Below are 23,032 nucleotides of genomic sequence, written 5' to 3'. Positions count from 1 at the left end.
AACCGACAGGCGGCAAAGAGAGATGCCGCCTGCGTCTATCCGCCGGCGGCCTGTGCGTTAAACGGATTTATCGACGTTGGTATTTGTACCGGAGGTCAGGATACGAACTTTGTCGCCTTTATTGAAGGTCAGTTGACCATCATACGGCTGCAGCACCTGGATTAGCTGGCCAGATTGCGTTTTGATCGTCAGTTCGATCTGCCGGGCGGCCTGGCGCTGCGTTTGCCGGTGATGCGACGCGCTGGCTCCGGCAACCGCCCCCACCGCCGTCATCGCCGTTTGCCCGCTCCCGTTACCAAACTGGTGGCCGATGGCCCCGCCAACCGCGCCGGCGGCAAGCGTTCGCAGCGGTTGGTTACGGGCCTGGCTGGTGATGATTTGACTTTGTTGCACAACGCCGTAATCCACCACGGTTTTACTCCCCGCAAAGCCGGGCTGGCAGGTAAAGGCGAGAAAGCTGAGAGCGATGAACAGGAATCTCTTCATAATGGCTCATTTTTCGTTCTGTCGCGGGTGATGCGATCCTGCAAAAAGAGAATCCCGCCATTGCTGGCGGGTTTGCAATTAATTCAGCGCTTGCTGGAGATCTTTTTTAACCTGGGTACGCTGTTCCGGCGTCAGCACCTGGTTGACGCCAAAATAGTATTTCACGCGGTAGTAACGTACCTGCTGATCTAACTGTCCAAAAGCGGCCAGCTGTTGCTTCACTTTCGCTTCATCCCACTTGCCGGACTGGATCACATCGATCAGCGCGCCATCTTTGAAACCTTCGATTTTGATATTGTTGACGTTAGTTTCAAACTCCTGATGCAGGCCCTTAATTTTTGTCACCTGATCGTTACTCAGCTTAAGGTGCTGCACCACCGGGTCCTGAGAAACCGGCGGGACTTCGTCAGCGGTGGCTGCCTGTGCGGCCATGGAGAAACCCGCGGTCATCGCCACGGCAAGCAGGGTGTTACGGAAAAGTTTATTCACAATCAATTATCCTTAATGTGCAAAAGAAGAGATTTGATTATTGCTCTCAAAATGAAAGCCTTCTGTAACAAAGAGTTAAATTTAAATTTGGACAATAATCCGCTGGTGATTGCGCCATTTCTATCGGCACAGAGAGCTGGATGGCCGCCCCTCTTCAGCAGCATTTTATGCTGGGTAAGAAACTACAACCCGCGAGAGCCGCCGCACCACTACCCTGAAAAACAGCGTATTTATTCTGTTGGATGCGCGCTTAATGCGCAACTGGCGGAATAAAGCAAAATTCCGCTAGCTGATGCGGGAATAGCGGCAAAAAAAAACCGCCAGATAGCTGGCGGTGAATAAATGCTTGCATGGATAGATTGTGTTTTGCATTTTACGTAGAGGCATTTTCCCTCTCCTTCTACGCCTGGCCATACGCTAGCATAGTTATCTTCAATGAAAGTTAAACCGACATCTGCTTACAGTTTATCCACCAGCGCTTTGAGCTGCGCAATCAGCGGATCGCGCGGATACTCCCCCTCACGAGGCCAGGTTGACTGACGGACAATCAACCGGGTGGGAAGCAGTTCGCGGATCGGCACCTGCGGCGCCGCCATCTGCTGGATCAGCAGCTCCACCGCCCGTTTCCCCAGCAAATCGAAGTTTTGCGCCACGGTCGTCAGCGGCGGCTGAAAGTAAAGACTGTCCGCCGTATCGTCGTAGCCGGTGACCGAAACGGCGCTGTTACCGGTACGATTAAGCTGCGCCAGCGCGCTAAGTACCCCTAATGCCATCTGGTCATTGGCCACGACGATGGCGCTGAGCCGCGGCTGCAGGTGGAGCAGTTCAAAGGTTTTCTGCCAGCCGCTGGCGGCGCTCCAGTCGCCGAAAACCGTCACGGCCTGGCTTACGCCCAGGCGATGCAATGTCTCCCGCCAGCTACCGAGGCGCATCCGGGCAGAGACCGAGCTTTCCGGACCGGCCAGCAGGCCAAATTCGCGATGGCCGAGTTCCCAGAGATGCCGAACGCAGGCGCCGCAACCGTCACGATGATCAAAGCGCACGCAGGAGACTTCGGTCTCCGGCGACACATCAAGAAACAGACAGGCGATATCGGGATTTTCCTTCACCAGCCGTTCCGCGATGCTGCTCTCCAGCGGCAGGCTGATAATCGCGCCGCGAATATGCTGAGCACGAAACTCATCCAACCGGGTCTGCAGAGAAGCGTAATCGCTGCGTTCGGGCATGGCGATGGACACTTCCAGCTGATGAGCCCCGGCATGGCTTTTTACCGCCGAGGCGATTTGCGACGGCGCGTGTAGCGTCAGTGACGCCGTAATCAGCCCGATTGAAGGTGCGGCTTTCCCCGCCAGCAGCTGCGCCGATCGGTTGGGCACATAATGCAGCGCCTGCATCGCGCGGATCACCTTCTCGCGAGTCCGCGCGGAGACGACATCGGGACGATTCAGCACCCGGGAGACCGTTTGCTGTGAAACGCCGGCCTCGTGTGCCACATCGTCTAAGGTTGCTGAACGCCGCTGCATAATCCCCCCTGTCTGCGCAAAACTCGTCTGATTACGTTAAATGTCGTCCGCTAACATTTTATGTCTAACTGACGACAAAAATCAGCTCTGATTCTGCAGTTTCGTGATCGTGAGTCGGTTTCATTTTCGCCATTATTGCGGCCTGATAGAAAATATCTGATAACAACATCATCCTTGTCTAGCGAATGACATTTTTTCCACTTATCCGTCAGGTATGCCTATGCAACAACATGACTCAAACGCGGTTCGCTCGTTGACGTTTCAGGACGTGCTGGCCCGTGAAGACTGGCAAAATCAGACCATTACTCACCTTAATCGCTTAGCGGCTCACCCCACGTTTGCCAGTTGGCGATCGCTCGACGACGCCCGGGACAACCGCCCTTCCGACCGCCTCCGCCTGCTCGACGGGCAGTGGCAATTTTGCTGGGCACCCAGCCCGTTTGCCGTCGATGGCCGCTGGATCGAGCGCGATCTCGACACCAGCCGCAGCACGCCGGTGCCCTCTAACTGGCAGATGGAAGGCTACGATGCGCCGATCTATACCAACGTCCGTTATCCCATTGATACGCCGCCGCCGCGGGTCCCGGAAGAGAACCCGACCGGCCTGTACTCGCTCAACGTCACCCTGGAGCAACACTGGCTGGCCGATGGCCTGACGCAGATTGTTTTCGACGGCGTTAACTCGGCGTTTCACCTGTGGTGTAACGGCGTGTGGGTCGGTTACTCCCAGGATAGCCGGCTGCCGGCTGCTTTCGACCTGACCCCCTACCTGCGGGCGGGAGAAAACCGCCTGTGTGTGATGGTCATGCGCTGGAGCGCGGGCAGCTGGCTGGAAGATCAGGATATGTGGCGCATGAGCGGGATTTTCCGCTCGGTGTGGCTGCTGAACAAACCAAAGCAGCACCTCAGCGACGTGCAGATTTCCCCGCAGCTGGATGCGCTGTATCGCGACGGCGAACTACAGGTCAATCTGGCCATCTCCGCCGCTGATGAGCAGCTGGCCGGGCTGGAGGCTGAAGTCAGTCTGTGGGACGGCGAGCAGCTGATTGCCCGCCGGCGCCAGCGGCCAGGTTCTGCGCCAGTTGATGAACGGGGCCATTATGCCGAACGGGCAACGCTGGCCCTGGCGGTGGAAAAACCGCGGCAATGGAGCGCGGAAACGCCCCACTGCTATCGCACCGTGGTTGCCCTGTGGCGCGGCGAAGATCTGGTTGAAGCTGAAGCCTGGGACATCGGCTTTCGCCGGGTGGAGATCGGCAACGGCCTGCTGCTGCTCAACGGCAAACCGCTGCTTATCCGCGGAGTGAACCGCCATGAGCACCACCACCAGCGCGGCCAGGTGGTGACCGAAGAGGATATGCTGCAGGACATTCTGCTGATGAAGCAGAATAACTTTAACGCCGTGCGCTGTTCGCACTATCCCAACGCCGCACGCTGGTATGAACTGTGTAACCGCTACGGCCTGTACGTGGTCGATGAGGCGAACATCGAAACCCATGGCATGGTGCCAATGAACCGCCTGTCCGACGATCCTGCCTGGCTGCCGGCCTACAGCGCTCGCGTCACCCGGATGCTGCAAAGCCACCGTAACCATCCGTCGATTATTATCTGGTCACTGGGGAACGAGTCCGGCTGCGGTGCGAACCATGAAGCCATGTATCACTGGCTGAAACGTGAAGATCCTACGCGGCCGGTCCAGTACGAAGGCGGCGGCGCCGACAGCACGGCGACCGATATTATCTGCCCGATGTACGCTCGCGTGGAACGCGATCAGCTGATTCCAGCCGTGCCCAAATGGGGCATTAAAAAGTGGATCGGCCTGCCCGGTGAACAGCGACCGCTGATTCTCTGCGAATACGCGCACGCGATGGGCAACAGCCTCGGTAATTTTGCCGATTACTGGCAGGCCTTCCGGGAATATCCGCGCCTGCAGGGCGGCTTTATCTGGGACTGGGCGGATCAGGCAATTGAAAAGACCTTCGAGGACGGCAGCGTGGGCTGGGCCTACGGCGGGGATTTTGGCGACACGCCAAACGATCGGCAGTTCTGCATGAACGGGCTGGTGTTCCCGGATCGTCGCCCTCATCCTTCGCTGATTGAAGCGAAACATGCCCAGCAATATTTCCAGTTTTCCCTGCTGGCGCACTCCCCGCTGCGGGTCAGCGTTGTCAGCGAATACCTGTTCCGTGCCAGCGATAATGAAGTGCTGAACTGGCAGGTGCAGTCCGCCGGTGAAACCGTCGCCAGCGGCAGCCTGACGCTGAACCTCGCGCCGCAGGGCGAGGAAGATTTTACCTTGTGCGACCAGCTGACCCTGCCGGCAGGCGCCAGGGAGGTCTGGCTGACGCTGGAAGTTGTCCAGCCGCAGGCGACGGCGTGGTCTGACGCCGGGCACCGCGTGGCCTGGGCGCAGTTCGCCCTCGCCGCCCCGCTGGCCTTACCCGCGCCCGCCACCGTCGGCCCGGCTCCAGAGCTGACCGTCGATGATGAGACATTCAGCGTCCGCCAGGGATCTCAGCAATGGATTATCGATCGTCAGAGCGGTCTGTTAACTCATTGGCTGGCGGAAGGCATAGAGCAGCTGCTGTCTCCGCTGCGCGACCAGTTCGTTCGCGCTCCGCTGGACAACGATATCGGCGTCAGTGAAACGGATCGTATCGACCCCAACGCCTGGGTTGAACGCTGGAAAAGCGCCGGACTCTATGCGCTCGACGCGCGCTGCGTTGACTGTACCGCGCAGCGCCTGGCACATGAGATCATCATCGACAGCCGCTGGCACTATCTGCGCGGCGATGAAGTGGTCATCGTCAGTCAGTGGCGGATGACCTTTGATAGCGATGGCCATCTGCATCTGGCGGTGAGCGGAGAGCGGGCCGGCACGCTGCCGCCGCTGCCGCGCGTGGGCCTTCACTTCCAGGTCCCGGACCAGCGGTCGCCGGTCTCCTGGCTCGGCTACGGGCCGCATGAAAATTACCCTGACCGGAAGAGCAGCGCCTGTTTCGCCCGCTGGCAGCTTCCGTTGGAAGCGATGAGCACGCCCTATATTTTCCCGACGGAAAACGGTCTGCGCTGCGACAACAAAGCGCTGGATTGGGGGCGCTGGCACGTGACCGGTGACTTCCACTTCTCGGTTCAGCCCTACAGCACCGCGCAGCTCATGGAAACCGATCACTGGCACCGGATGACCCCGGAAAAAGGCGTCTGGATCACTCTCGACGGCGCGCATATGGGCGTCGGCGGCGACGATTCGTGGACACCAAGCGTGCTGCCGCAGTGGCTGCTGCTCGGGACCCGCTGGCAGTACCAGCTCTCGCTGTCTTTACGCTAAACCCTCAACGGGGGCTCTCGCCCCCCTTTAAAACGGCTATACCCGCATATTCGGGATGCAGCGTGGCGGAAATGGACAGAATCCGCGCCGAAGGCCAGGAATGGCGAGTATCACGAAGGGAACGGCGTGCCGCCAATAACAGGCAGCTGGAATGATGACGAGTATAATAACCCTGGAACATCTCTATGAAATTCTCTGAACTGGCGCCACGCGAACGGCATAATTTTGTTTATTTCCTGCTGTTCTTTTTCTTTTACTACTTCATTATGTCGGCCTATTTCCCGTTTTTTCCGGTGTGGCTGGCGGATGTAAACCATTTAACTAAAACGGAAACCGGGATTGTCTTCTCTGCTATTTCGCTGTTTGCCATTATTTGCCAACCGATATTTGGCCTGATATCCGATAAGCTGGGACTGCGTAAACACCTGCTGTGGACCATCACCATCTTATTAATTCTGTTTGCCCCGTTCTTTATCTTTGTCTTCTCGCCGCTGCTGCAGGTCAATATTATCGCCGGGGCGCTGGTGGGGGGACTCTATCTGGGAATTGTCTTCTCCAGCGGTTCCGGCGCGGTCGAAGCCTATATTGAGCGGGTCAGTCGCGCCAACCGTTTCGAATACGGCAAGGTTCGCGTTGCTGGCTGTGTCGGCTGGGCGCTCTGCGCGTCAATCACCGGCATCTTGTTTGGTATTGATCCCAATATCACCTTCTGGATCGCCTCCGGCTTTGCGCTGGTGCTTGGGGTGCTGCTGTGGTTCTCCCGTCCGGAAAGCAGCAACAGCGCCCAGGTGATGGACGCCTTAGGGGCAAACCGTCAGGCGTTTTCTCTGCGCGTCGCCGCTGAGCTGCTGAGAATGCCGCGATTCTGGGGATTTATTATCTATGTGGTCGGCGTCGCCAGCGTCTATGACGTATTCGACCAGCAGTTTGCTAACTTTTTTAAAGGCTTTTTTGCCGATCCGCAGCGCGGAACTGAAGTCTTTGGTTTCGTCACCACCGGCGGCGAATTGCTGAATGCGCTGATCATGTTCTGCGCCCCGGCTATTGTGAACCGTATCGGGGCGAAAAATGCGCTGCTGACCGCCGGAATAATTATGTCCGTGCGTATTCTCGGCTCCTCATTCGCCACGACGGCGGTCGAGGTCGTGATCTTAAAAATGTTGCATATGTTTGAAGTTCCGTTCCTGCTGGTCGGCACCTTTAAATATATTTCCTCGGCCTTTAACCCGAAACTGTCCGCCACCCTGTTCCTGATCGGTTTTAACTTATCGAAACAGCTCTCTGGCGTGGTGCTGTCGGCATGGGTGGGCCGCATGTACGACACCGTCGGCTTCCACCAGGCTTACTTGATTCTGGGTTCGATTACCCTGGGCTTTACCGTGATCTCACTGTTCACCTTGAAAGGCAGTAAAACGCTGCTGCCGACCGCCGGCTATAACAACGCCGCGTAAACCGCAAATTAGCAGCCCGTTACGCACAACGGGCCGCTACCATTATCCGGCGGCTGCAGCTTTGATTCGCGTCTCGCCGTCGCTGTTTTCCAGCTCATATAGCCGGCTCTCGGCCTGCGAGGAGATAAGTGCCGCCAGCTCGGCAGAGTGGCTGGTCAACCAGATTTGGCTATAGCGGGAGGCCTCGACAATCAGTCTGGCCAGCGCCGGGAACATCTGCCGATGCAGGCTGTTTTCCGGTTCGTTAATTGCCAGGAATGCCGGCGGACGCGGGCTCAACAGCGCTACCGCCAGACATAAAAAACGCAGCGTGCCGTCCGACATTTCCGCCGCCAGCAGCGGGCGAAACACCCCGTTGCGCCGCATCTTAATCGAGAAACGCGAGTTTTCGTTTTCGCAGAAGAACGTGCACTCCGGAAAAGCGGCGGCCAGAATCTCGTGCAGGAGCGCTTCGGCGCCAATTTCGACAATCGTCTGAAAAGCGGCGGCAAGATTATGCCCGTCGCTGTCGAGGACCGGTGAACGATAACCTACCGTCAGATGTCGGAGCGCCGAATGTCGGCCGATATTAAATTCATGGTAGAAACGCCACTGGCGCATCGTTTCCCGGACGCGAGAAACTTCCGGGAAGCGGTGCGGCTCGCCCAGTTGACCAAAGATCGACTCGTTTTCATAAATCGTGTCGGTGAAGGTATTTTTCTCGCCGTTGACATCGAGCAGGAACGCGGCCTGGTTTTTCCGCTGCAGCACCCTGGCAGAAGGTCGCCGGGAGAATCCCGCCAGCCAGATGGACTCCTCTTTGACAATCGGGTCGAGCATAAACTGAGTGGGATAAGGCAGCTTTTCCGGGAAACCCACCTGGAGCTCATAGTCAAACTCCGCGGTCAGACAGGAAATTTGCAGCCGACGCGGGTGGCGCGCCGTCGGTGCCGTTCGCCCTGACCACATCACATTTTCCAGGCCGCCCTCCTCGCTGATATAGCTTGAGAACTTGCCGTCCGCGGAGGCGGTTAACAGGTGAATCGCTTTGTAGATGTTGGACTTGCCGCAGCCATTCGGCCCAAACACGATATTGAGCGCGCCCAGTTCCAGTTCGATATCCCTGACCGACCTGAAATTTTGTATGCGGATATGGTGAATCATGGTGCTCCCGATGAAAAACTCCGTGCTGCGGCAGTGGCAAACAAGGGGAATGATAACACGGTCAGGCCGGACGAAGGTCAATCGTCCGGCAAGGACGCACTCAGCGGAGAGACTTTTTCATGCCTCGGGTCAGGGCCACGCGTTTGAGCTTGTCAGCATCGTCATGGGTTTCGCTAAACACACCGAAAAAATAACGCTCATCATCGATCGTTTGCGAAACAATCCGATAGCTCAGCGGATTGCCAGATTTCGCGCCATACTGCGCGGCGGTGACGGACAGTTCCGTCGCGGTACCGGCGACGCTGACCAACAGGCCATCCGCCTTTCCCCCCACCAGCATGACCTTAATTAGCGGGTCCACCATGTTCCTCCCGGATGGATCAATGGTTAATATGTGATTGCCGACGGCGTAGAGCATTTATACAACCTTCAGTACATTCTTATAGTTCATACCAGCCTGAATGAAAAAAACTCTTTCATATAGTGAGCTAAGCATTGATTATTACTGGTAAAAGCTGGCAGATGATGAAGGAAAAAAGAGAAATTGTGAATCTTCATAACTCTTATTTGTCTTTATTTTTTGTTTATTTTCCGTGACGTCCGCAAAACCCGCCAGATCGACTTGTGGACAACAACCTGCAGGGAAACATTCCGCTATGCGTCAATATCGATTCGCCCTTCTGCCATTGTTAGCCGCCCTGGCGCTCCCCGGTTGGGCGCATGAAGCCACGGTGACGACGGTTAAACAAGCCGAAAGCCAGCTGCAGGGCCGGGTCGGCTACGCCGAACTGGATTTAGCTTCCGGCCAACTGCTGTCCGGCTATCGCGCTGGCGAACGCTTCCCGATGATGAGCACCTTTAAAGTGCTGCTCTGCGGCGCAGTCTTGTCGCGCGTCGATACCGGTGAAGAACAGCTCGATCGCCGTATCCATTACCGGCAGCAGGATCTGGTGGAATACTCGCCGGTGACGGAGAAGCATCTTGCCGATGGGCTCACCGTGGGCGAACTGTGCGCGGCCGCCATTACCCTGAGCGATAATACGGCGGCAAACCTGCTGTTGACCACTCTCGGCGGCCCGCAGGGGCTGACCACGTTCCTGCGCCACAGCGGCGACCAGACTTCGCGACTCGACCGGTGGGAAACGGAACTCAATGAAGCGCGGCCGGGCGATGTGCGTGATACGACGACTCCGGAAGCGATGGCCAGGACACTGCGAAATCTGTTGACCGGCCGCGTGCTTTCCCCCGCCTCGCAGCAGCAGTTGCAACGCTGGATGGTAGAGGACAAAGTTGCGGGGCCGCTGTTGCGCTCAGCGCTGCCGGCAGGCTGGTTTATTGCCGATAAGACCGGAGCCGGCAACCGCGGCTCGCGCGGAATCATCGCCGCTCTCGGTCCGGACGGTAAAGCCGCGCGCATCGTGGTGATTTATTTAACCGCAACCCCGGCCTCAATGGATGAGCGCAATAAACAGATTGCGGCCATCGGTGAAACGCTGGTCAGGCACTGGTCCAAAGACGATAAAAGACCCTAGCCGGTCAGCGATCGCTCGCCATCCGGAACATCCCCGGACAAAACCTCAGACGTAAAAAAGCCTCGCAAACGCGAGGCCTGACGCGGAGAGATCGCAGCGATGGCCGGGATTAGTTTTCCTCGTAACCTTCGAGCGCATCCTGAATGGCATCGGCTAAGGAAGCGACTTCCTGAGCCACATTGCGTAAATCCATCTGGCTACGAATCCCGGAATTCGCGGTTGATGAAGAGACGGCGGCTTTCGAAATTTCTAATGCCGCCTGAACAGCGAGCAGACGCTTATGTTTCTCGATAGCCGCGTCGCCACTATCGCCATCAAATTGAAAGTATTTTTCTAACATAGCGGATCCTTTTCAGCCATTTCATTATCGGGGAGGATATTCTCGTCTAAGCGGGGACAAATAAACAGCAAAAAAAATATTAATTACAAAGAGTTAATATTTAGTTGTTTAACAACGTCGTTCAGAGCGCAGGGCGTCACTAAGGACAGCGCCGCAAGAGGTCTGCAGGATGAAGAAGAGATAACACCGGGCGATTCTGTTTGCCGACGTCTGGCTACGTTTAATCAGCGGCTCTTTTCGTGACGAACCGTGTGACGGTTTCGCCAGCGACACACAACAAACCATCGCTGCATCGCGCTATTGGCCTTCCCGTCGTCCACGCAACTTGATACTGTATGCAAATACAGTAAAAATAGCGCCAACAATTAACGCTGAGAGATGAAATATGTTTGTGGAACTGATTTATGACAAGCGGAACTTTGAGGGCCTTCCCGGGGCGAAAGAGACGATTGCAGCTGAACTATCGAAGCGAATTCACCGTATCTTTCCCGATGCTGATGTACGTGTAAAGCCGATGATGACGCTACCGGCAATTAACACCGATGCCAGCAAGCACGAAAAAGAACAAATCAGCCGTGCTGTGCAGGAAATGTTTGAAGAGGCTGATATGTGGATGGTCGAGGAGTGACGGAGAGAGAAAATGTCATTGTCCCCAGGGGGTGAATCTATCGGCCTGCGGACAAGATTTTCCCCATACCGCCGACATGCATGAGCGATGTTGAGGTACAAAAAGTGGACAAAAAACCGGGCCTCAGGCCCGGTTCTGTTTCCGACATAAAAGTTGCCCTACTCACTCAACCCGCGGTTCTCCAGCATCGGCTCAATCTGCGGGTCATGCCCGCGCCACTGGCGATAAAGTTCAGCTAAATCAGTGCTGTTGCCGCGGGACAAAATCGCCTCGCGGAAGCGCTGGCCGTTTTCGCGGGTTAAACCACCCTGCTCCACAAACCACTGATAGCCGTCATCGGCCAGCATCTGCGTCCACAGATAAGCGTAATAGCCTGCCGCATAGCCGCCGCCGAAGATATGCGAGAAGTAGCTGCTACGGTAGCGCGGCGGTACCGCGGCGAGGTCCATCTGCTCCTGACGCAACGCCAGCGCTTCAAAGCTATCGACATCGCGCGGAATATCTGCCGACGAGAGGCTATGCCAGTGCATATCCAACAGCGCCGCCGCCAGTAGCTCGCTCATGTCATAGCCCTTATTAAACTTCGCCGCGCGCAGCATCCGCTCACGCAGCGTATCCGGCATCGCTTCCCCGGTCTGATAATGGCGCGCATAGTGGGCGAACACCTGAGACTGACTGGCCCAGTGCTCAAAGATCTGCGACGGAAACTCAACAAAATCGCGCGGCGTATTGGTCCCCGACAGACTGGCGTAACGCTGACTGGCAAACAGCCCGTGCAGCGCGTGACCAAATTCATGGAATAAGGTGATGACCTCATCCCAGGAGAGCAGCGCGCTGTGGCCGGCCTTCGGTTTCTGGTAGTTGCAGACGTTGTAAATCACCGGATGCCGGGCGAGCAGCGTGGATTGTTCAACGAAGACATCCATCCACGCCCCGCCGCTTTTCGAATCCCGCGAGAAGTAGTCGCCGTAAAACAGCGCCAGACCTTCCCCGTTGGCGTCAAAAATTTCCCATACCCGGACGTCCGGATGATAAACCGGAATATCAAACCGTTCGACAAAGCGCAGACCAAACAACTGCGACGCCGTCCAGAACACGCCATCCTCTAAAACGCGGTCGAGGGAGAAGTAGGGTTTTAACTGGGCTTCATCGATGGCGAATGTCGCCCGGCGCACCTGTTCGCCGTAATACAACCAGTCCCAGGCTTCAGCCTTAAAACCGCCGCCCTCACCATCAATCACCCGTTGGATATCCGCCAGCTCCCGTTCCGCTCTTGCCCGGGCGGCCGGGGCTATCCGACGCATGAACGCAAATGCCGCCTCGGGCGTTGCCGCCATTTGGTCGGCCATCGACCAGCTGGCGTAATCCGCCACGCCCAGCAGTTCCGCTTTCCGGGCGCGAATCTCCGCCAGGCGAAGCACCAGCTCGCGGGTATCATTCGCATCGCCCTTCTGATTGCGTTTCCAGCCGGCAGCAAACAGATTTTCACGCGTCTGGCGGCAGCGTAAGGCGAGTAACGCCGGTTGCTGGGTGGTGTTCAGCAAAGGCAGCAGCCAGCGATCGCTCAGCCCTTTTTCCCGCGCGGCATCTGCGGCTTCAGCAATCTCTTCATCGCTGAGTCCGGCTAACTGCTCCGGGTCGTCAACCACCAGACCGCCGGATTTAACCGCCGCCAGCAGCCGCTGCTGAAACTGACTCTGCAAAGCCGCAGCCTGGGTATTCAAAGCCCGCAGCTCTGTTTTTTGCGCATCGGCCAGGGTCGCACCGGCCAGCGTAAAACGCTGCCAGGTGATCACCAGCAGCCTGCGGGACTCGCTATCTGGCGGCAAGGTGTCACGCTGCTGCCATACCTGCTTCACGCGCTCGAATAGCGCCGCGTTAAGCCAGATATCATTTCCCAGATCCGCCAGCTCAGCAGAAAATTGCTCATCAAGCGCCTGGATCGTCGGGTTGGTATGCGCCCCGGCCATGGCAAAAAATACCCGGGTAACGCGCGCCAGCAGCTGCCCGCTCTGCTCGAGCGCGACCAGCGTGTTGGCAAAGTCCGCCGGCGCCGGATTATTTACTATCGCGGCAATCTCTTCCCGCTGACGGCGAACGCCTTCATCAAAGGCCGGTCGGTAATGGGTATCGTCAATCAGATCAAACTGGGGTGCCTGATAAGGCAACAGACTGACGCGCAAAAAGGGGTTATTGTCGGCCATCATCGTCTCCTGGACTCGGTAATCCAGTAAGATTAGGCAACTCATTGATTGACCGCAATGATTTCCGCCTGCTGGCGAGCGGCGCTACCCGAACGCGGTCATAACAAAAAAAAGAAAACGCCGGCCACCAGCAGCGCGCCCGTTACGCCAAGAATATCGATTGCCGTGCTGATTATGGTGGCGTGCGTCGGAATGCTCTCTTCTTCTTCCCATTCGTTCATCGGAACCCTCCTCAGGCAAAAAAGCGCCGCCGCAACGGGCCGGCGCGACAAGGATTTAGGTGTCAATCCTGTGCTCTTCTGTCGTGTGGCGGCAGAATAACAATCCCCATAATGTCGTCGATGATCAATTCATGCCATGAATGCTTTCTTGTTTATTTTTCCACAAGGTTCGCATAACTGACCAGCCGGCCACCTCTTTTTCCGTTAGCCAACAGCGCCGGTTCACCCACTCTTGCCACAGCGATGTTTATCCCGGCGGAAAGGCGCTCATCCCCGCTCGTCGTCGCAATTACCTGTTTTGGAAACGTATTGCTTGTTCCACGGATGTAGACTCTCTTTTCTTTTGTAGCTACAGTGCTGGTAACGAGCGGTTATCGTCATTGTTTAATCTTTTTCTCCGGATTGGGTCCTTTGGCGCGCAGCAATACGCCGGCGAACCGTTTTTACGCGAAATATTAAGCAAGACGGTATGGAAGCCCCGACATAAGACGGCTGGGGCATGATGAGAACATTGACAGGAGCGATAATGATTATTCTGATTACCGGGGCAACAGCAGGTTTTGGTGAAAGCATGACTCGCCGTTTTATCGCTAATGGTCACAAGGTGATCGCCACCGGGCGTCGCGAAGAGCGCCTGAAAACGTTGCAGGATGAGCTGGGCGCGAATCTCTACACCGCGCAGCTGGATGTCCGCAACCGTGCCGCGATTGAAGAGATGATTGCCGGACTACCGGCCGAGTGGCAGGCCATCGATGTGCTGGTCAATAACGCCGGTCTGGCGCTGGGCCTTGAGCCGGCGCACAAAGCCAGCGTCGAAGACTGGGAAGACATGATCGACACCAACAACAAAGGGCTGGTCTATATGACCCGTGCCGTGCTGCCGGGTATGGTTGAGCGTAACCGCGGTCATATTATTAATATCGGTTCCACCGCCGGCAGCTGGCCTTATTCCGGCGGCAACGTCTACGGCGCGACCAAAGCCTTTGTGCGTCAGTTCAGCCTGAACCTGCGTACCGATCTGCACGGTACAGCCATTCGAGTGACCGATGTAGAGCCCGGCCTGGTCGGCGGTACTGAGTTCTCTAACGTCCGTTTTAAAGGCGACGATGCTAAAGCGAGTAAAGCCTACGAGAATACCCAGGCATTAACAGCGGAAGATGTGACCGAAGCGGTATGGTGGGTCGCCACCCTGCCCGCGCATGTCAATATCAACACGCTGGAAATGATGCCGGTCAGCCAAAGCTTTGCCGGCCTGAGCGTCCATCGCGCGGGCTAAAACCGGCAGCCCGGTCGCTTTGCGGCCGGGTATGGGCGAATGGACAAATAACGCGTAAAATAGCGCATATCCCCCAATAAAAGTAACCATCAATGGCCGCAGAATTGCAACTTAATCCGACACAGCCTGTAAACCAGCAAATTTATCGTATCCTTCGCCATGATATCGTTCATTGTTTGATCCCGCCGGGTACCCCGCTGTCTGAGAAAGAAGTGTCTGTGCGTTTTAGCGTTTCCCGCCAACCGGTGCGTGAGGCTTTTATCAAACTGGCTGAGAATGGTCTTATTCAAATTCGCCCGCAGCGCGGCAGCTATGTCAATAAGATCTCACTGTCTCAGGTGCGCAACGGATGTTTCGTTCGCCAGGCTATCGAATGCGCCGTGGTGCGCCGTGCCGCCGGAATGATCACCGCCGAACAAATCTATCAGCTTGAGCAAAATCTTAACCAGCAGCGTATTGCGGTTGAGCGTCAGCAGTTAAATGATTTTTTTCAGCTGGATGATGAATTTCACCAAAAACTGTCGCTGATTGCCGACTGTCAGCTGGCGTGGGATACCGTCGAGAATATTAAAGCGACAATTGACCGGGTCCGCTACATGAGCCTCGATCACATTACCTCGCCGGAGATGCTGTTGCGCCAACACCATCAAATTTTTCAGGCTCTGGAAAATCGTGATGCGGAAGCGGTCGGCACCGCGATGAATATTCACCTGCATGAAATCAGTGAATCGGTATTATTAATTCGTCAGGAAAATCGCGACTGGTTTAGTGAAGAGTAAATGATTTCGGCGGCAGCCAAATAAACAGCAACGCTGCCGCCCTGATGGCTAAATACGCTAACGGACAACCAGCACCGGTATTTTTGCGTAGCGCAGAATTGATTCGGCGTTCGAGCCGAGAAGATGCGTGGATAGGCCCGGTGTGCGTGAGCCAACAACAATCACGTCAAACTCGTCGGCATTGCCGATAGCCAGTATTTCATCGCGGACATTGCCAAATACTACCCGGGTATGAATCCGCTCAGCCGGAATCGAGAACAGACGGGACAGCGTCTGCATTTTCTTTTCTGACTCTGCTTTCATAAAGGTTTCGAATTTCTGAATATCCGCAGCGAAGCCGCGTAAAACGGAACGACTGCTGTTTGGCAATACGTTTAATAACGTAATTTCGCCCTCTTCAGCCGACGCCAGGAACTCAGCATGACGAACAGCTTTATCACTCAAATCCATTTCAAATACATCGACCGGCAAGAGAATTTTCTTGTACATATGCGGCTCCTTTTTCCGAAGTACTTAATTTCACTGCGCACATCATGACATATTTATTTTCAGTCCCACACAACTAATAACCCTGTAATCTGGCATATTCATTAAAATAAACATCAATTATATATAGTTAGCTCTGGATAGCTAAAGTTATGTATATTCAATGTTCTCGATCAATATTTGTATAAAAGCCACAATAAATATTTTTACCGCCGAAGAAAACGCCCTGCCAGGATGTTAACGAACGTGATTGCAAAAATTAAGACACCCGGATGGGTGTCTTAATATTGTTCCACAAGGTCGAGCGGGACGGGTGCCGCTAGTGAGTCTGGGCCCAGGCCGCAACGGTCGCCTTCGCGCCCCGCGCTTTCAACGACAGCCAGGCGCTCGTTACGGCATCGACAAAACGACCGTTCTGCGGCAAATCGCGGCCAAAGATGGCTTCGATACCCAGCAACGCTTTCACTCGTTCCGGCCCCTCAGCGCTGTTCTGGACCGCCTGCTGAATCACCGGCAGCAGCGGATCGCAGATCTCAATCGCCTGTCCCTGCTCATCAACGCCGCCGACATAGCACATCCAGCCCGCGATCCCCATCGCCAGCAGGCTGAAGTCGGTACGCTGCGCGAGATGCCAGCGCACGGAATCCAGCATCCGCTGCGGCAGTTTCTGGCTGCCGTCCATCGCAATCTGCCAGGTGCGGTGTTTCAGTGCCGGGTTGCTGTAACGGTCGATGAGAAGCCCGGCATAACGTTCCAGATCAACGCCCTGGACTTTCAACGTCGGCGCCTGTTCGCTGAGCATTAAGCTGCGCGCCGCGCGGCGGTAATTCTGATCCTGCATACAGTCATTGATATGCTGATAGCCGGCCAGATATCCCAGATAGGCGAGGAAAGAGTGGCTGCCGTTGAGCATACGCAGTTTCATCTCTTCAAAAGGTACGACGTCAGCGACCAGTTCGGCCCCCGCGAGTTCCCACGCCGGGCGACCCGCCACAAAGTTGTCTTCAATGACCCACTGACGGAACGGCTCACAGGCAACGCCCGCCGGATCGCGCACACCGGTCAACTGCTCAATTTTATCCAGCGTGTCGGCCGTCACCGCCGGCACAATGCGATCAACCATCGTCGACGGGAAGGTCACCTGTTGCGCAATCCAGTCGGCGAGATCGCCGTCAATTGCGCGCGCCAGGGCACAAACCACATTGCGCGTGACATGACCGTTCTCCGGCATATTATCGCAGGACATCACGCTGAATGCCGGCAAGCCTGCAGCTTTGCGCCGCGCCAGGGCTTCAACGATAACGCCCGGCGCAGATTTCGGCTGGTGCGGATTCAGAATATCCGCCGCGATCAGCGGATGCTCCAGCTGTATCTCGCCGGTGGACGGCGAGTGGCAATAGCCTTTTTCGGTAATCGTCAGGGATACAATGGCCACCTGAGGCTCACACATCTTCGCCAGCACACTCTCAAGGCCATCGACCTCTGCATGCATGGCTTGTTTAACCACGCCGACCACGCGGGCCGTCCAGGCATCCGCCGACATTTCGGCAACGGTATACAGGAGATCCTGTTTCTGCAGATCGGCAATCTGCTGCTCGCCGCCAATCAGGTTAACTTCGGTGTAGCCCCAATCGCTGCCCTGTTCTGCCGCCAGAATATCGGCATAGACCGCCTGGTGCGCGCGATGGAATGCGCCAAAACCGAGATGGACAATGCGCGAAACCAGTTTGCTGCGATCGTAGGAAGGAAGCGTTGCCTTGGCTGTTAAAAGCGTGTTTTCCATGGTGACTCTCATTTTTATGATTACTAATCAACCATTCTCGAGGAGAATGCCTCTGTGAGGTAAACCATCTCATGCAATTGGTATGACATCTTTGATTTCCATCAACTACCATACAAGAAGATTTTGCCATTCACAGTCTGTTTCACTACGGGTGAATAGAGGAAATAAAAAGCCGGGTTCCGCACCCGGCCAGTTTGCACGTCGGTCTGTCAACGGTTCAGGTTAACTGACCGCTTCTCACCTCGCGATGTTGAGGAACGGCGTCTGCCGCATCGTCCAGCAAGCTGAGATCGCGGTCCCGCACTTCTGGCATAAGGAGAGCGGAGAGCAAGCCAATAGACGAGTAGCAGATAAGCATGGCAACGATCGGCCACCATGACTCCGTCATATTACAGAAAATACCGGCCAGTACCGGACCAAAGCCTACGGCAACTAAACCACCGGTTTCTTTTGAAATCGCCATTCGCGTAAAGCGGTTACGCGAACCGAAAATTTCCGCCATGGTGATATTTTCCAGCGCAAACAGACCCAGCACAGCAATATTATGGATGACAATCAACGACGCCATAATTGCGCCGACGCTGTAGCTCTTATCAACAATGATCGAGACCATCGGATAGGCCAGTATAATGGCGGTGATATTCACGATAATATAAGGGACACGGCGACCGATTTTATCGGATAACCACCCGAGGAGAGGGATGGTGATAAAACCGATGCCGGAACTAATCATTAAAGCATCGGTTGGAATAGCTTTATCAAATAATAAGGTCTGTACCAAATAGCCGGCCAGGAACGTCTGCAATAAACCTGAGTTACCCGCCTGACCGAAACGTAACCCGGTTGCCAGCCAGAAGGATTTACTTTTCAGCATCGCGCCAAAAGTAGTCTCCCGCTCCGCCGCGCCGGTTTGCAGCTCGCCTCCCTCGTTGACCTGTTCAAATACCGGACTTTCTTTAAGGTTCAGCCGCAGCCAGATAGCGAATATCATCACCACGGCGCTGGCGAGGAACGGGATTCGCCATCCCCATGCCACCAGCTCCTCCCGGTCAAGCAGGAAAAACATTATCGCCCAGATAGCGGTTGCGCTCAGCGTGCCGCAGTTGGTCCCCATTGCGACCAGCGACGAAATGATGCCGCGTTTCCCCTTCGGCGCATATTCGGCCAACATGGTACCTGCTCCGGAGATTTCAGCCCCGGCGCCCAGCCCCTGGACAATACGTAAAGTCACCAGTAACACTGGCGCAAAAATGCCAACCTGCGCATAGGTAGGCAACACCCCAATCAGGGTGGTACAAATGCCCATCATCGTAATAGTGATAAAGAGAACGCGTTTACGTCCGATTTTGTCACCCATCCGGCCAAAGATAAAAGCACCGACTATTCGCGCAATATATCCCGCGCCATAGGTCCCCATCGCCAGAATAAGCGCCATTGCGGCTGATTGCTCAGGAAAAAAGATTTCATGAAAAACCAGCGCAGCCCCTAAAGAATAGAGTTGAAAGTCCATAAACTCCAGAGCGGTCCCTAACCACCCAGACACAGCCGCACGGATGAGATCGGCCGTTGTTCTCTCATTATTTACTGTAGTCATCATTATTTTCTCTAATTGTTAGAAGTCGAGCCTGCATTTATTATTAGAGTCAAAAGGTCAGTAAAACCTTACAACAGCTCTTTCTGTCTTTTTCAAAAGTTTCGATAGCGTCGATAATATTCTGATAGTCAAAAACATGAGTAATGAGAGTTTCAGGATCAATTAACCCTTGCTCTAACCACGCCAATACAATGGGGAATTTATGCGCATTCAGCCGCGATGAAAATATAGACAGTTCTTTACCGGTAATACCCTGCTGGGCAACCTGCGAGGGTTCCGTTGAGAATCCCATGAGCACAATTCTGGCCGCCGGAGAGGCCAGCGTCACGGCCTCCTGAAAAATTGACGGATGACAGGCCGCATCAATAATCAGCGTCGGTTTAATGCCTTTATCCTGCAGGCATTCCGCTAATGACGTTTGACCGTTGTTGATCGTCCAGTCGGCACCATTGCGCTTCGCCATTTGCAGGCGTTCGTCGATCTGGTCAGTCACAATCACTTGCTTAACCCGATAGACCCGCTTCAGCACCTGAATCGTAGTTAAGCCCATCGGCCCGGCGCCGAATACCAGCGCGATGTCCTGTGCCGTCGGTTTAACCTGTCCGGTGACGTTGGCAGCAATGGTGAAAGGCTCAACCATCACCGCGTGCCGATCGGGTACCGTATCCGGCACTAACCAGCAATTTTGAGCAGGCACAACCACATATTCGCTAAAACCGCCATCCCGGTGGACCCCCAGAACCACCAGAGAAGTGCAGACGTTGGGTTTGCCCACTGAGCACGGATAGCAATGACCACAGCTAATCACCGGGTCAACGCTCACCCGCTGGCCGACCTTCCTGTCCAGCACCCCATCGCCAACGGCATCGATGATGCCGTAGAATTCATGGCCAATAACGCGAGGGTATTGAGCAAAAGGATTATGCCCGCGGTAGATATGGCTATCGGAACCGCAAATCCCCGCCAGCTTAACTTTTACCCGCACTTCTCCAGGCGCAGGTTCCGGCCTGTCTCTCTCTTCCACCTTCAGCTCATTGGGTTGTCGTATCACGATGCTTTTCATTTTTATCTCCTTACCAGTTCCATAAGGTGCCGTCGTCCAGTCTGGCTACCGGCAGACAGGCGGGCTCATACGGGTATTTTGCTGCCCGTTTTTCATCAAACTCGATACCCAACCCCGGCTTTTCTCCTGGATGCATATAGCCGTTGTCAAAGGTCCAGCTGTGTGGGAAAACCTCCAGCATCTGCCCGGAATAACCCATATATTCCTGGACGCCGAAGTTCGGCACCCACAGGTCAAAATGAAGCGCCGCAGCCATGCAGATCGGCGACAGGTCGGATGGCCCGTGCGAACCGGTACGGACCTGATAAAGCGAAGCAAAATCGGCAATGCGGCGCATGCCGGTAATCCCGCCAGCATGGGTGATAGTGGTGCGGATGTAGTCGATCAGCTGTTCTTCAATCAGCTGCTTGCAATCCCAGATGCTGTTGAAGACTTCACCGACGGCAATGGGCGTCACGGTGTGCTGGCGAATCAGGCGGAAGCACGCCTGGTTCTCTGCCGGGGTAGGATCTTCCATCCAGAACAGGCGATACTCTTCGATGCTTTTACCAAAGCGAGCCGCTTCAATGGGCGTCAGCCGATGATGCATGTCGTGCAGCAGATGCTCGTTAAAGCCAAACTTTTCACGCACGGCGGCAAACAGCTGCGGCGTAAAGTCCAGATATTTCTCCGTTGACCACAGCTGCTCTTCCGGCCACTGGCCCTTGGTCGCCGGCTCGTACGCCTGGCCTTTCCCCTTCGCCATTCCATAGGTCGTTTTCATACCCGGAACGCCGCACTGCACGCGAATGGCCTTAAAGCCCATCTCCTGGTGGCGGGCATAGTCCTCCAGTACTTCATCGATGGAATGCCCGGTGGTGTGGCAGTAAACCATCACGCCTTCTCGCGATGCACCGCCCAACAGCTGATACAAAGGCATCCCCGCCGCTTTCGCTTTTATATCCCACAGCGCCATATCGACGGCAGAAATAGCCGACATGGTGACCGGCCCACGGCGCCAGTACGCTCCTTTGTAGAAAAACTGCCAGATGTCTTCAATGCGGTGCGCATCGCGGCCAATAAGCTGCGGACAGAGATGATCCTGCAGATACGATGCCACGGAGAGCTCACGTCCGTTCAGCGTCGCATCCCCCAGCCCGACAACCCCGTCATCGGTGGTGATTTTAAGGGTGACAAAGTTACGTCCGGGGCAAGTGACGAAAACTTCAGCGGCAACGATCTTCATCTCTGTTTCCTTCCATTCTGACGATAAGTGATCAAAATTAAAGCATCAGACCTACTACCATACAAGTATGAAATTAGAAAAAGACGCGTTCGGTCACATTCTTCAGACGAGGTGAAGCGGCGCTGAGCGCCGCTTCTGTAGGCTAATGAATAGGGTCTTTTACAATGAAGAAGTAGCAAAGTGCGCCGGTAAAAGTCACACAGGCGGCAATGACCAGCGCAAGATTGAATGAGTGGGTGGTGTCGACGACCCAACCGGTAACGACCGGGGCAAAAGAGGCAAAAACGAAACTGCCGAAATTCTGAATCGCCGCCACCGAGGCAACTTTCTGCTCACTGACCAGCACCTGTACCAGCCCCCACGCCGAGGTTCCGGCAAAATGAACGCAGAACAGCGCCATCGAGATAAAAGCCACGGCCTGAGCCGGCGATGAGGACTGCACCACCAGCAGCGTGCCCAGCGCGGAAAGCAGCAGACCAACAACAATCGCGGTTTTGCGTGTCTTCGCCAGATCATATCCCCGGCGCGCCAGGGCATCGACGACAATACCATTAACCCACATGCCAACGGCAGCGGCCAGGAAAGGAATGGCCGCCACCCACCCCGTTTTTGCAAGACTGAGTCCCTGCTGCGCCTGAAGGTATCCCGGCAGCCAGGCAATATACAGCCAGCCGGTATAGTTCACGCCCGAAAAACCCAGAATCATGCCCCAGGTCGTCCGGCGTTTAAACAGCCCCAGCCACTCGCTAAAATTCAGCGTCGGACGCGCCTGCACCGGCGCCGCAAGGTAGAGCCGCTCATCCTGCTGCAGATCAAACTGCGCCCGGTTGCGATACCAGGCATACCAGCACAGACCCACCACAATACCCGCCAGACCAATAACCACGAACATCGTCCGCCAGCCCCAGGCAATCTGCATCAGCACCAGCGCTGGCGGCGCAATCGCCTGCCCTAATACCGTCGATGAGTTAAAGATCCCCACGGCCGTTCCGCGCTCTTTCTGAACATACCAGTCGTTGATCGATTTAACGCCCGCGGGCATAAACGGGGCTTCGCCAATGCCAAGACCAATACGCAGGAGAATAAAATGGCTGAATGAGTTCACCATCCCGGTCAGTGCCTGCATTAATGACCAAAAGATGAGTCCGGCCCCGAGCACAATGCGCGGGCCAAAGCGGTCCAACAGCATGCCTGAAGGTAGTTGAGCGAAACCATAGGATAGTGAAAACGCCGACAGCAGCACACCGAACTCGGTCGCACTCAGCCCCAAATCACCGCGAATAGCCTCTCCCGCGACGCTTAACGACGAACGATCGAGGAAATTGACGATGCCAGCGATAAACAGAAGCACCAGCGTCACATTCTGTACCCGGCGAATGCGAGCCGGTTTGGCGCCAGTCTGGCTGGCGAGAGGCTGGATAGCCATAGTTGTTCCTTACTGTAATTGACGATATGCATTTAACAGTAAGACAACAAGCCGA

21 protein-coding genes are annotated in these 23,032 nt (G+C 55.5%); 7 read left to right on the top strand and 14 right to left on the bottom strand.

The annotated features are described in order from the left end of the window. Nucleotides 1-57 precede the first annotated feature (57 nt). Together DSD31_RS12165 and DSD31_RS12160 are read right to left on the bottom strand one after the other, a co-directional pair. Nucleotides 58-486, bottom strand: a complete 429-nt coding sequence (locus DSD31_RS12165) for a glycine zipper 2TM domain-containing protein (RefSeq protein ID WP_015584258.1) — start codon at nucleotides 484-486, stop codon at nucleotides 58-60. Between the two features lie 78 nt (nucleotides 487-564). Then, nucleotides 565-936 (bottom strand): Spy/CpxP family protein refolding chaperone, encoded by a 372-nt coding sequence (locus DSD31_RS12160; RefSeq protein ID WP_048023702.1) that lies wholly within the window; start codon nucleotides 934-936, stop codon nucleotides 565-567. 72 nt (nucleotides 937-1,008) lie between these two features. Between DSD31_RS12160 and DSD31_RS26185 the strand changes: the two genes are divergently transcribed. Beyond that, nucleotides 1,009-1,248 carry a hypothetical protein gene (locus DSD31_RS26185; protein WP_032717507.1) on the top strand — a complete coding sequence of 80 codons (240 nt, stop codon included), beginning with the start codon at nucleotides 1,009-1,011 and terminating at the stop codon, nucleotides 1,246-1,248. Between the two features lie 185 nt (nucleotides 1,249-1,433). Here DSD31_RS26185 and DSD31_RS12155 read toward each other — a convergent pair whose 3' ends face one another. After that, entirely contained in the window at nucleotides 1,434-2,498 is a 1,065-nt protein-coding gene (locus tag DSD31_RS12155) for a LacI family DNA-binding transcriptional regulator (RefSeq protein WP_004862380.1), read from the bottom strand. Nucleotides 2,499-2,718: 220 nt separating this feature from the next. On the opposite strand from DSD31_RS12155, the gene DSD31_RS12150 reads away from it, so the two are divergent. Together DSD31_RS12150 and DSD31_RS12145 are read left to right on the top strand one after the other, a co-directional pair. After that, nucleotides 2,719-5,826, top strand: coding sequence for a beta-galactosidase (locus tag DSD31_RS12150; RefSeq protein ID WP_113991069.1), 3,108 nt, complete (start codon nucleotides 2,719-2,721; stop codon nucleotides 5,824-5,826). Between the two features lie 185 nt (nucleotides 5,827-6,011). Further along, nucleotides 6,012-7,277 (top strand): MFS transporter, encoded by a 1,266-nt coding sequence (locus DSD31_RS12145; protein ID WP_004862386.1) that lies wholly within the window; start codon nucleotides 6,012-6,014, stop codon nucleotides 7,275-7,277. Nucleotides 7,278-7,319: 42 nt separating this feature from the next. On the opposite strand, the gene DSD31_RS12140 is transcribed toward DSD31_RS12145, so the two are convergent. Both DSD31_RS12140 and DSD31_RS12135 read right to left on the bottom strand, forming a co-directional pair. Next, nucleotides 7,320-8,420: an AAA family ATPase gene (locus tag DSD31_RS12140; RefSeq protein WP_113991068.1), complete on the bottom strand. Its 1,101-nt coding sequence runs from the start codon at nucleotides 8,418-8,420 to the stop codon at nucleotides 7,320-7,322. 100 nt (nucleotides 8,421-8,520) lie between these two features. Continuing rightward, entirely contained in the window at nucleotides 8,521-8,784 is a 264-nt protein-coding gene (locus DSD31_RS12135; protein WP_015584254.1) for a hypothetical protein, read from the bottom strand. Nucleotides 8,785-9,076: 292 nt separating this feature from the next. Here DSD31_RS12135 and DSD31_RS12130 point away from each other — a divergent pair, with 292 nt between their 5' ends. Then, entirely contained in the window at nucleotides 9,077-9,952 is an 876-nt protein-coding gene (locus DSD31_RS12130) for a broad-spectrum class A beta-lactamase ORN-1 (protein ID WP_004862397.1), read from the top strand. Nucleotides 9,953-10,061: 109 nt separating this feature from the next. On the opposite strand, the gene DSD31_RS12125 is transcribed toward DSD31_RS12130, so the two are convergent. Then, the gene (locus tag DSD31_RS12125; protein WP_004862401.1) at nucleotides 10,062-10,292 is read right to left on the bottom strand and encodes a hypothetical protein; all 231 of its coding nucleotides are present in this window, start codon (nucleotides 10,290-10,292) and stop codon (nucleotides 10,062-10,064) included. Nucleotides 10,293-10,677: 385 nt separating this feature from the next. Here DSD31_RS12125 and DSD31_RS12120 point away from each other — a divergent pair, with 385 nt between their 5' ends. Continuing rightward, complete coding sequence (locus tag DSD31_RS12120; RefSeq protein ID WP_004862406.1) at nucleotides 10,678-10,920, top strand: DinI family protein; 243 nt, start codon at nucleotides 10,678-10,680, stop codon at nucleotides 10,918-10,920. Between the two features lie 158 nt (nucleotides 10,921-11,078). On the opposite strand, the gene dcp is transcribed toward DSD31_RS12120, so the two are convergent. Both dcp and DSD31_RS26560 read right to left on the bottom strand, forming a co-directional pair. Then, the gene (gene dcp / locus DSD31_RS12115; protein WP_113991067.1) at nucleotides 11,079-13,124 is read right to left on the bottom strand and encodes a peptidyl-dipeptidase Dcp; all 2,046 of its coding nucleotides are present in this window, start codon (nucleotides 13,122-13,124) and stop codon (nucleotides 11,079-11,081) included. A gap of 98 nt (nucleotides 13,125-13,222) precedes the next feature. Further along, entirely contained in the window at nucleotides 13,223-13,345 is a 123-nt protein-coding gene (locus DSD31_RS26560; protein ID WP_004862412.1) for a hypothetical protein, read from the bottom strand. A gap of 526 nt (nucleotides 13,346-13,871) precedes the next feature. Between DSD31_RS26560 and ydfG the strand changes: the two genes are divergently transcribed. Then, nucleotides 13,872-14,621, top strand: coding sequence for a bifunctional NADP-dependent 3-hydroxy acid dehydrogenase/3-hydroxypropionate dehydrogenase YdfG (gene ydfG / locus DSD31_RS12110; protein ID WP_004862414.1), 750 nt, complete (start codon nucleotides 13,872-13,874; stop codon nucleotides 14,619-14,621). A gap of 92 nt (nucleotides 14,622-14,713) precedes the next feature. Continuing rightward, the gene (locus DSD31_RS12105; RefSeq protein WP_004862416.1) at nucleotides 14,714-15,400 is read left to right on the top strand and encodes a GntR family transcriptional regulator; all 687 of its coding nucleotides are present in this window, start codon (nucleotides 14,714-14,716) and stop codon (nucleotides 15,398-15,400) included. A 57-nt stretch (nucleotides 15,401-15,457) separates the two neighbouring features. Here DSD31_RS12105 and DSD31_RS12100 read toward each other — a convergent pair whose 3' ends face one another. From DSD31_RS12100 to DSD31_RS12075, 6 genes are all read right to left on the bottom strand, one after another. After that, nucleotides 15,458-15,889, bottom strand: coding sequence for a universal stress protein (locus DSD31_RS12100; RefSeq protein WP_015584251.1), 432 nt, complete (start codon nucleotides 15,887-15,889; stop codon nucleotides 15,458-15,460). 316 nt (nucleotides 15,890-16,205) lie between these two features. Continuing rightward, the gene (locus tag DSD31_RS12095) at nucleotides 16,206-17,669 is read right to left on the bottom strand and encodes a mannitol dehydrogenase family protein (RefSeq protein WP_004862419.1); all 1,464 of its coding nucleotides are present in this window, start codon (nucleotides 17,667-17,669) and stop codon (nucleotides 16,206-16,208) included. A gap of 217 nt (nucleotides 17,670-17,886) precedes the next feature. Beyond that, the gene (locus DSD31_RS12090) at nucleotides 17,887-19,263 is read right to left on the bottom strand and encodes an MFS transporter (protein ID WP_032724241.1); all 1,377 of its coding nucleotides are present in this window, start codon (nucleotides 19,261-19,263) and stop codon (nucleotides 17,887-17,889) included. A gap of 49 nt (nucleotides 19,264-19,312) precedes the next feature. Continuing rightward, nucleotides 19,313-20,326: a Zn-dependent oxidoreductase gene (locus tag DSD31_RS12085; protein WP_015584248.1), complete on the bottom strand. Its 1,014-nt coding sequence runs from the start codon at nucleotides 20,324-20,326 to the stop codon at nucleotides 19,313-19,315. 10 nt (nucleotides 20,327-20,336) lie between these two features. Then, a complete protein-coding gene (gene manD, locus DSD31_RS12080) occupies nucleotides 20,337-21,551 on the bottom strand; it encodes a D-mannonate dehydratase ManD (RefSeq protein ID WP_004862427.1) in 1,215 nt (404 codons plus the stop codon). 142 nt (nucleotides 21,552-21,693) lie between these two features. Continuing rightward, complete coding sequence (locus DSD31_RS12075; RefSeq protein WP_100663274.1) at nucleotides 21,694-22,977, bottom strand: MFS transporter; 1,284 nt, start codon at nucleotides 22,975-22,977, stop codon at nucleotides 21,694-21,696. Nucleotides 22,978-23,032: the final 55 nt, after the last annotated feature.

It is taken from the genome of Klebsiella sp. X13, assembly GCF_003323835.1.
Taxonomy (GTDB): Bacteria; Pseudomonadota; Gammaproteobacteria; order Enterobacterales; family Enterobacteriaceae; genus Klebsiella; species Klebsiella ornithinolytica.
Note: the sequence above shows the minus strand (reverse complement) of the source record. Positions and strands in the feature narration are given on the sequence as shown.

Coding starts and splice junctions, on each gene's coding strand:
- DSD31_RS12165 (WP_015584258.1), bottom strand. CDS start 486: ATGAAGAGATTCCTGTTCATCGCTCTCAGCTTTCTCGCCTTTACCTGC.
- DSD31_RS12160 (WP_048023702.1), bottom strand. CDS start 936: ATGACCGCGGGTTTCTCCATGGCCGCACAGGCAGCCACCGCTGACGAA.
- DSD31_RS12155 (WP_004862380.1), bottom strand. CDS start 2,498: ATGCAGCGGCGTTCAGCAACCTTAGACGATGTGGCACACGAGGCCGGC.
- DSD31_RS12150 (WP_113991069.1), top strand. CDS start 2,719: ATGCAACAACATGACTCAAACGCGGTTCGCTCGTTGACGTTTCAGGAC.
- DSD31_RS12145 (WP_004862386.1), top strand. CDS start 6,012: ATGAAATTCTCTGAACTGGCGCCACGCGAACGGCATAATTTTGTTTAT.
- DSD31_RS12140 (WP_113991068.1), bottom strand. CDS start 8,420: ATGATTCACCATATCCGCATACAAAATTTCAGGTCGGTCAGGGATATC.
- DSD31_RS12135 (WP_015584254.1), bottom strand. CDS start 8,784: ATGGTGGACCCGCTAATTAAGGTCATGCTGGTGGGGGGAAAGGCGGAT.
- DSD31_RS12130 (WP_004862397.1), top strand. CDS start 9,077: ATGCGTCAATATCGATTCGCCCTTCTGCCATTGTTAGCCGCCCTGGCG.
- DSD31_RS12125 (WP_004862401.1), bottom strand. CDS start 10,292: ATGTTAGAAAAATACTTTCAATTTGATGGCGATAGTGGCGACGCGGCT.
- DSD31_RS12120 (WP_004862406.1), top strand. CDS start 10,678: ATGTTTGTGGAACTGATTTATGACAAGCGGAACTTTGAGGGCCTTCCC.
- dcp (WP_113991067.1), bottom strand. CDS start 13,124: ATGGCCGACAATAACCCCTTTTTGCGCGTCAGTCTGTTGCCTTATCAG.
- DSD31_RS26560 (WP_004862412.1), bottom strand. CDS start 13,345: ATGAACGAATGGGAAGAAGAAGAGAGCATTCCGACGCACGCCACCATA.
- ydfG (WP_004862414.1), top strand. CDS start 13,872: ATGATTATTCTGATTACCGGGGCAACAGCAGGTTTTGGTGAAAGCATG.
- DSD31_RS12105 (WP_004862416.1), top strand. CDS start 14,714: ATGGCCGCAGAATTGCAACTTAATCCGACACAGCCTGTAAACCAGCAA.
- DSD31_RS12100 (WP_015584251.1), bottom strand. CDS start 15,889: ATGTACAAGAAAATTCTCTTGCCGGTCGATGTATTTGAAATGGATTTG.
- DSD31_RS12095 (WP_004862419.1), bottom strand. CDS start 17,669: ATGGAAAACACGCTTTTAACAGCCAAGGCAACGCTTCCTTCCTACGAT.
- DSD31_RS12090 (WP_032724241.1), bottom strand. CDS start 19,263: ATGACTACAGTAAATAATGAGAGAACAACGGCCGATCTCATCCGTGCG.
- DSD31_RS12085 (WP_015584248.1), bottom strand. CDS start 20,326: ATGAAAAGCATCGTGATACGACAACCCAATGAGCTGAAGGTGGAAGAG.
- manD (WP_004862427.1), bottom strand. CDS start 21,551: ATGAAGATCGTTGCCGCTGAAGTTTTCGTCACTTGCCCCGGACGTAAC.
- DSD31_RS12075 (WP_100663274.1), bottom strand. CDS start 22,977: ATGGCTATCCAGCCTCTCGCCAGCCAGACTGGCGCCAAACCGGCTCGC.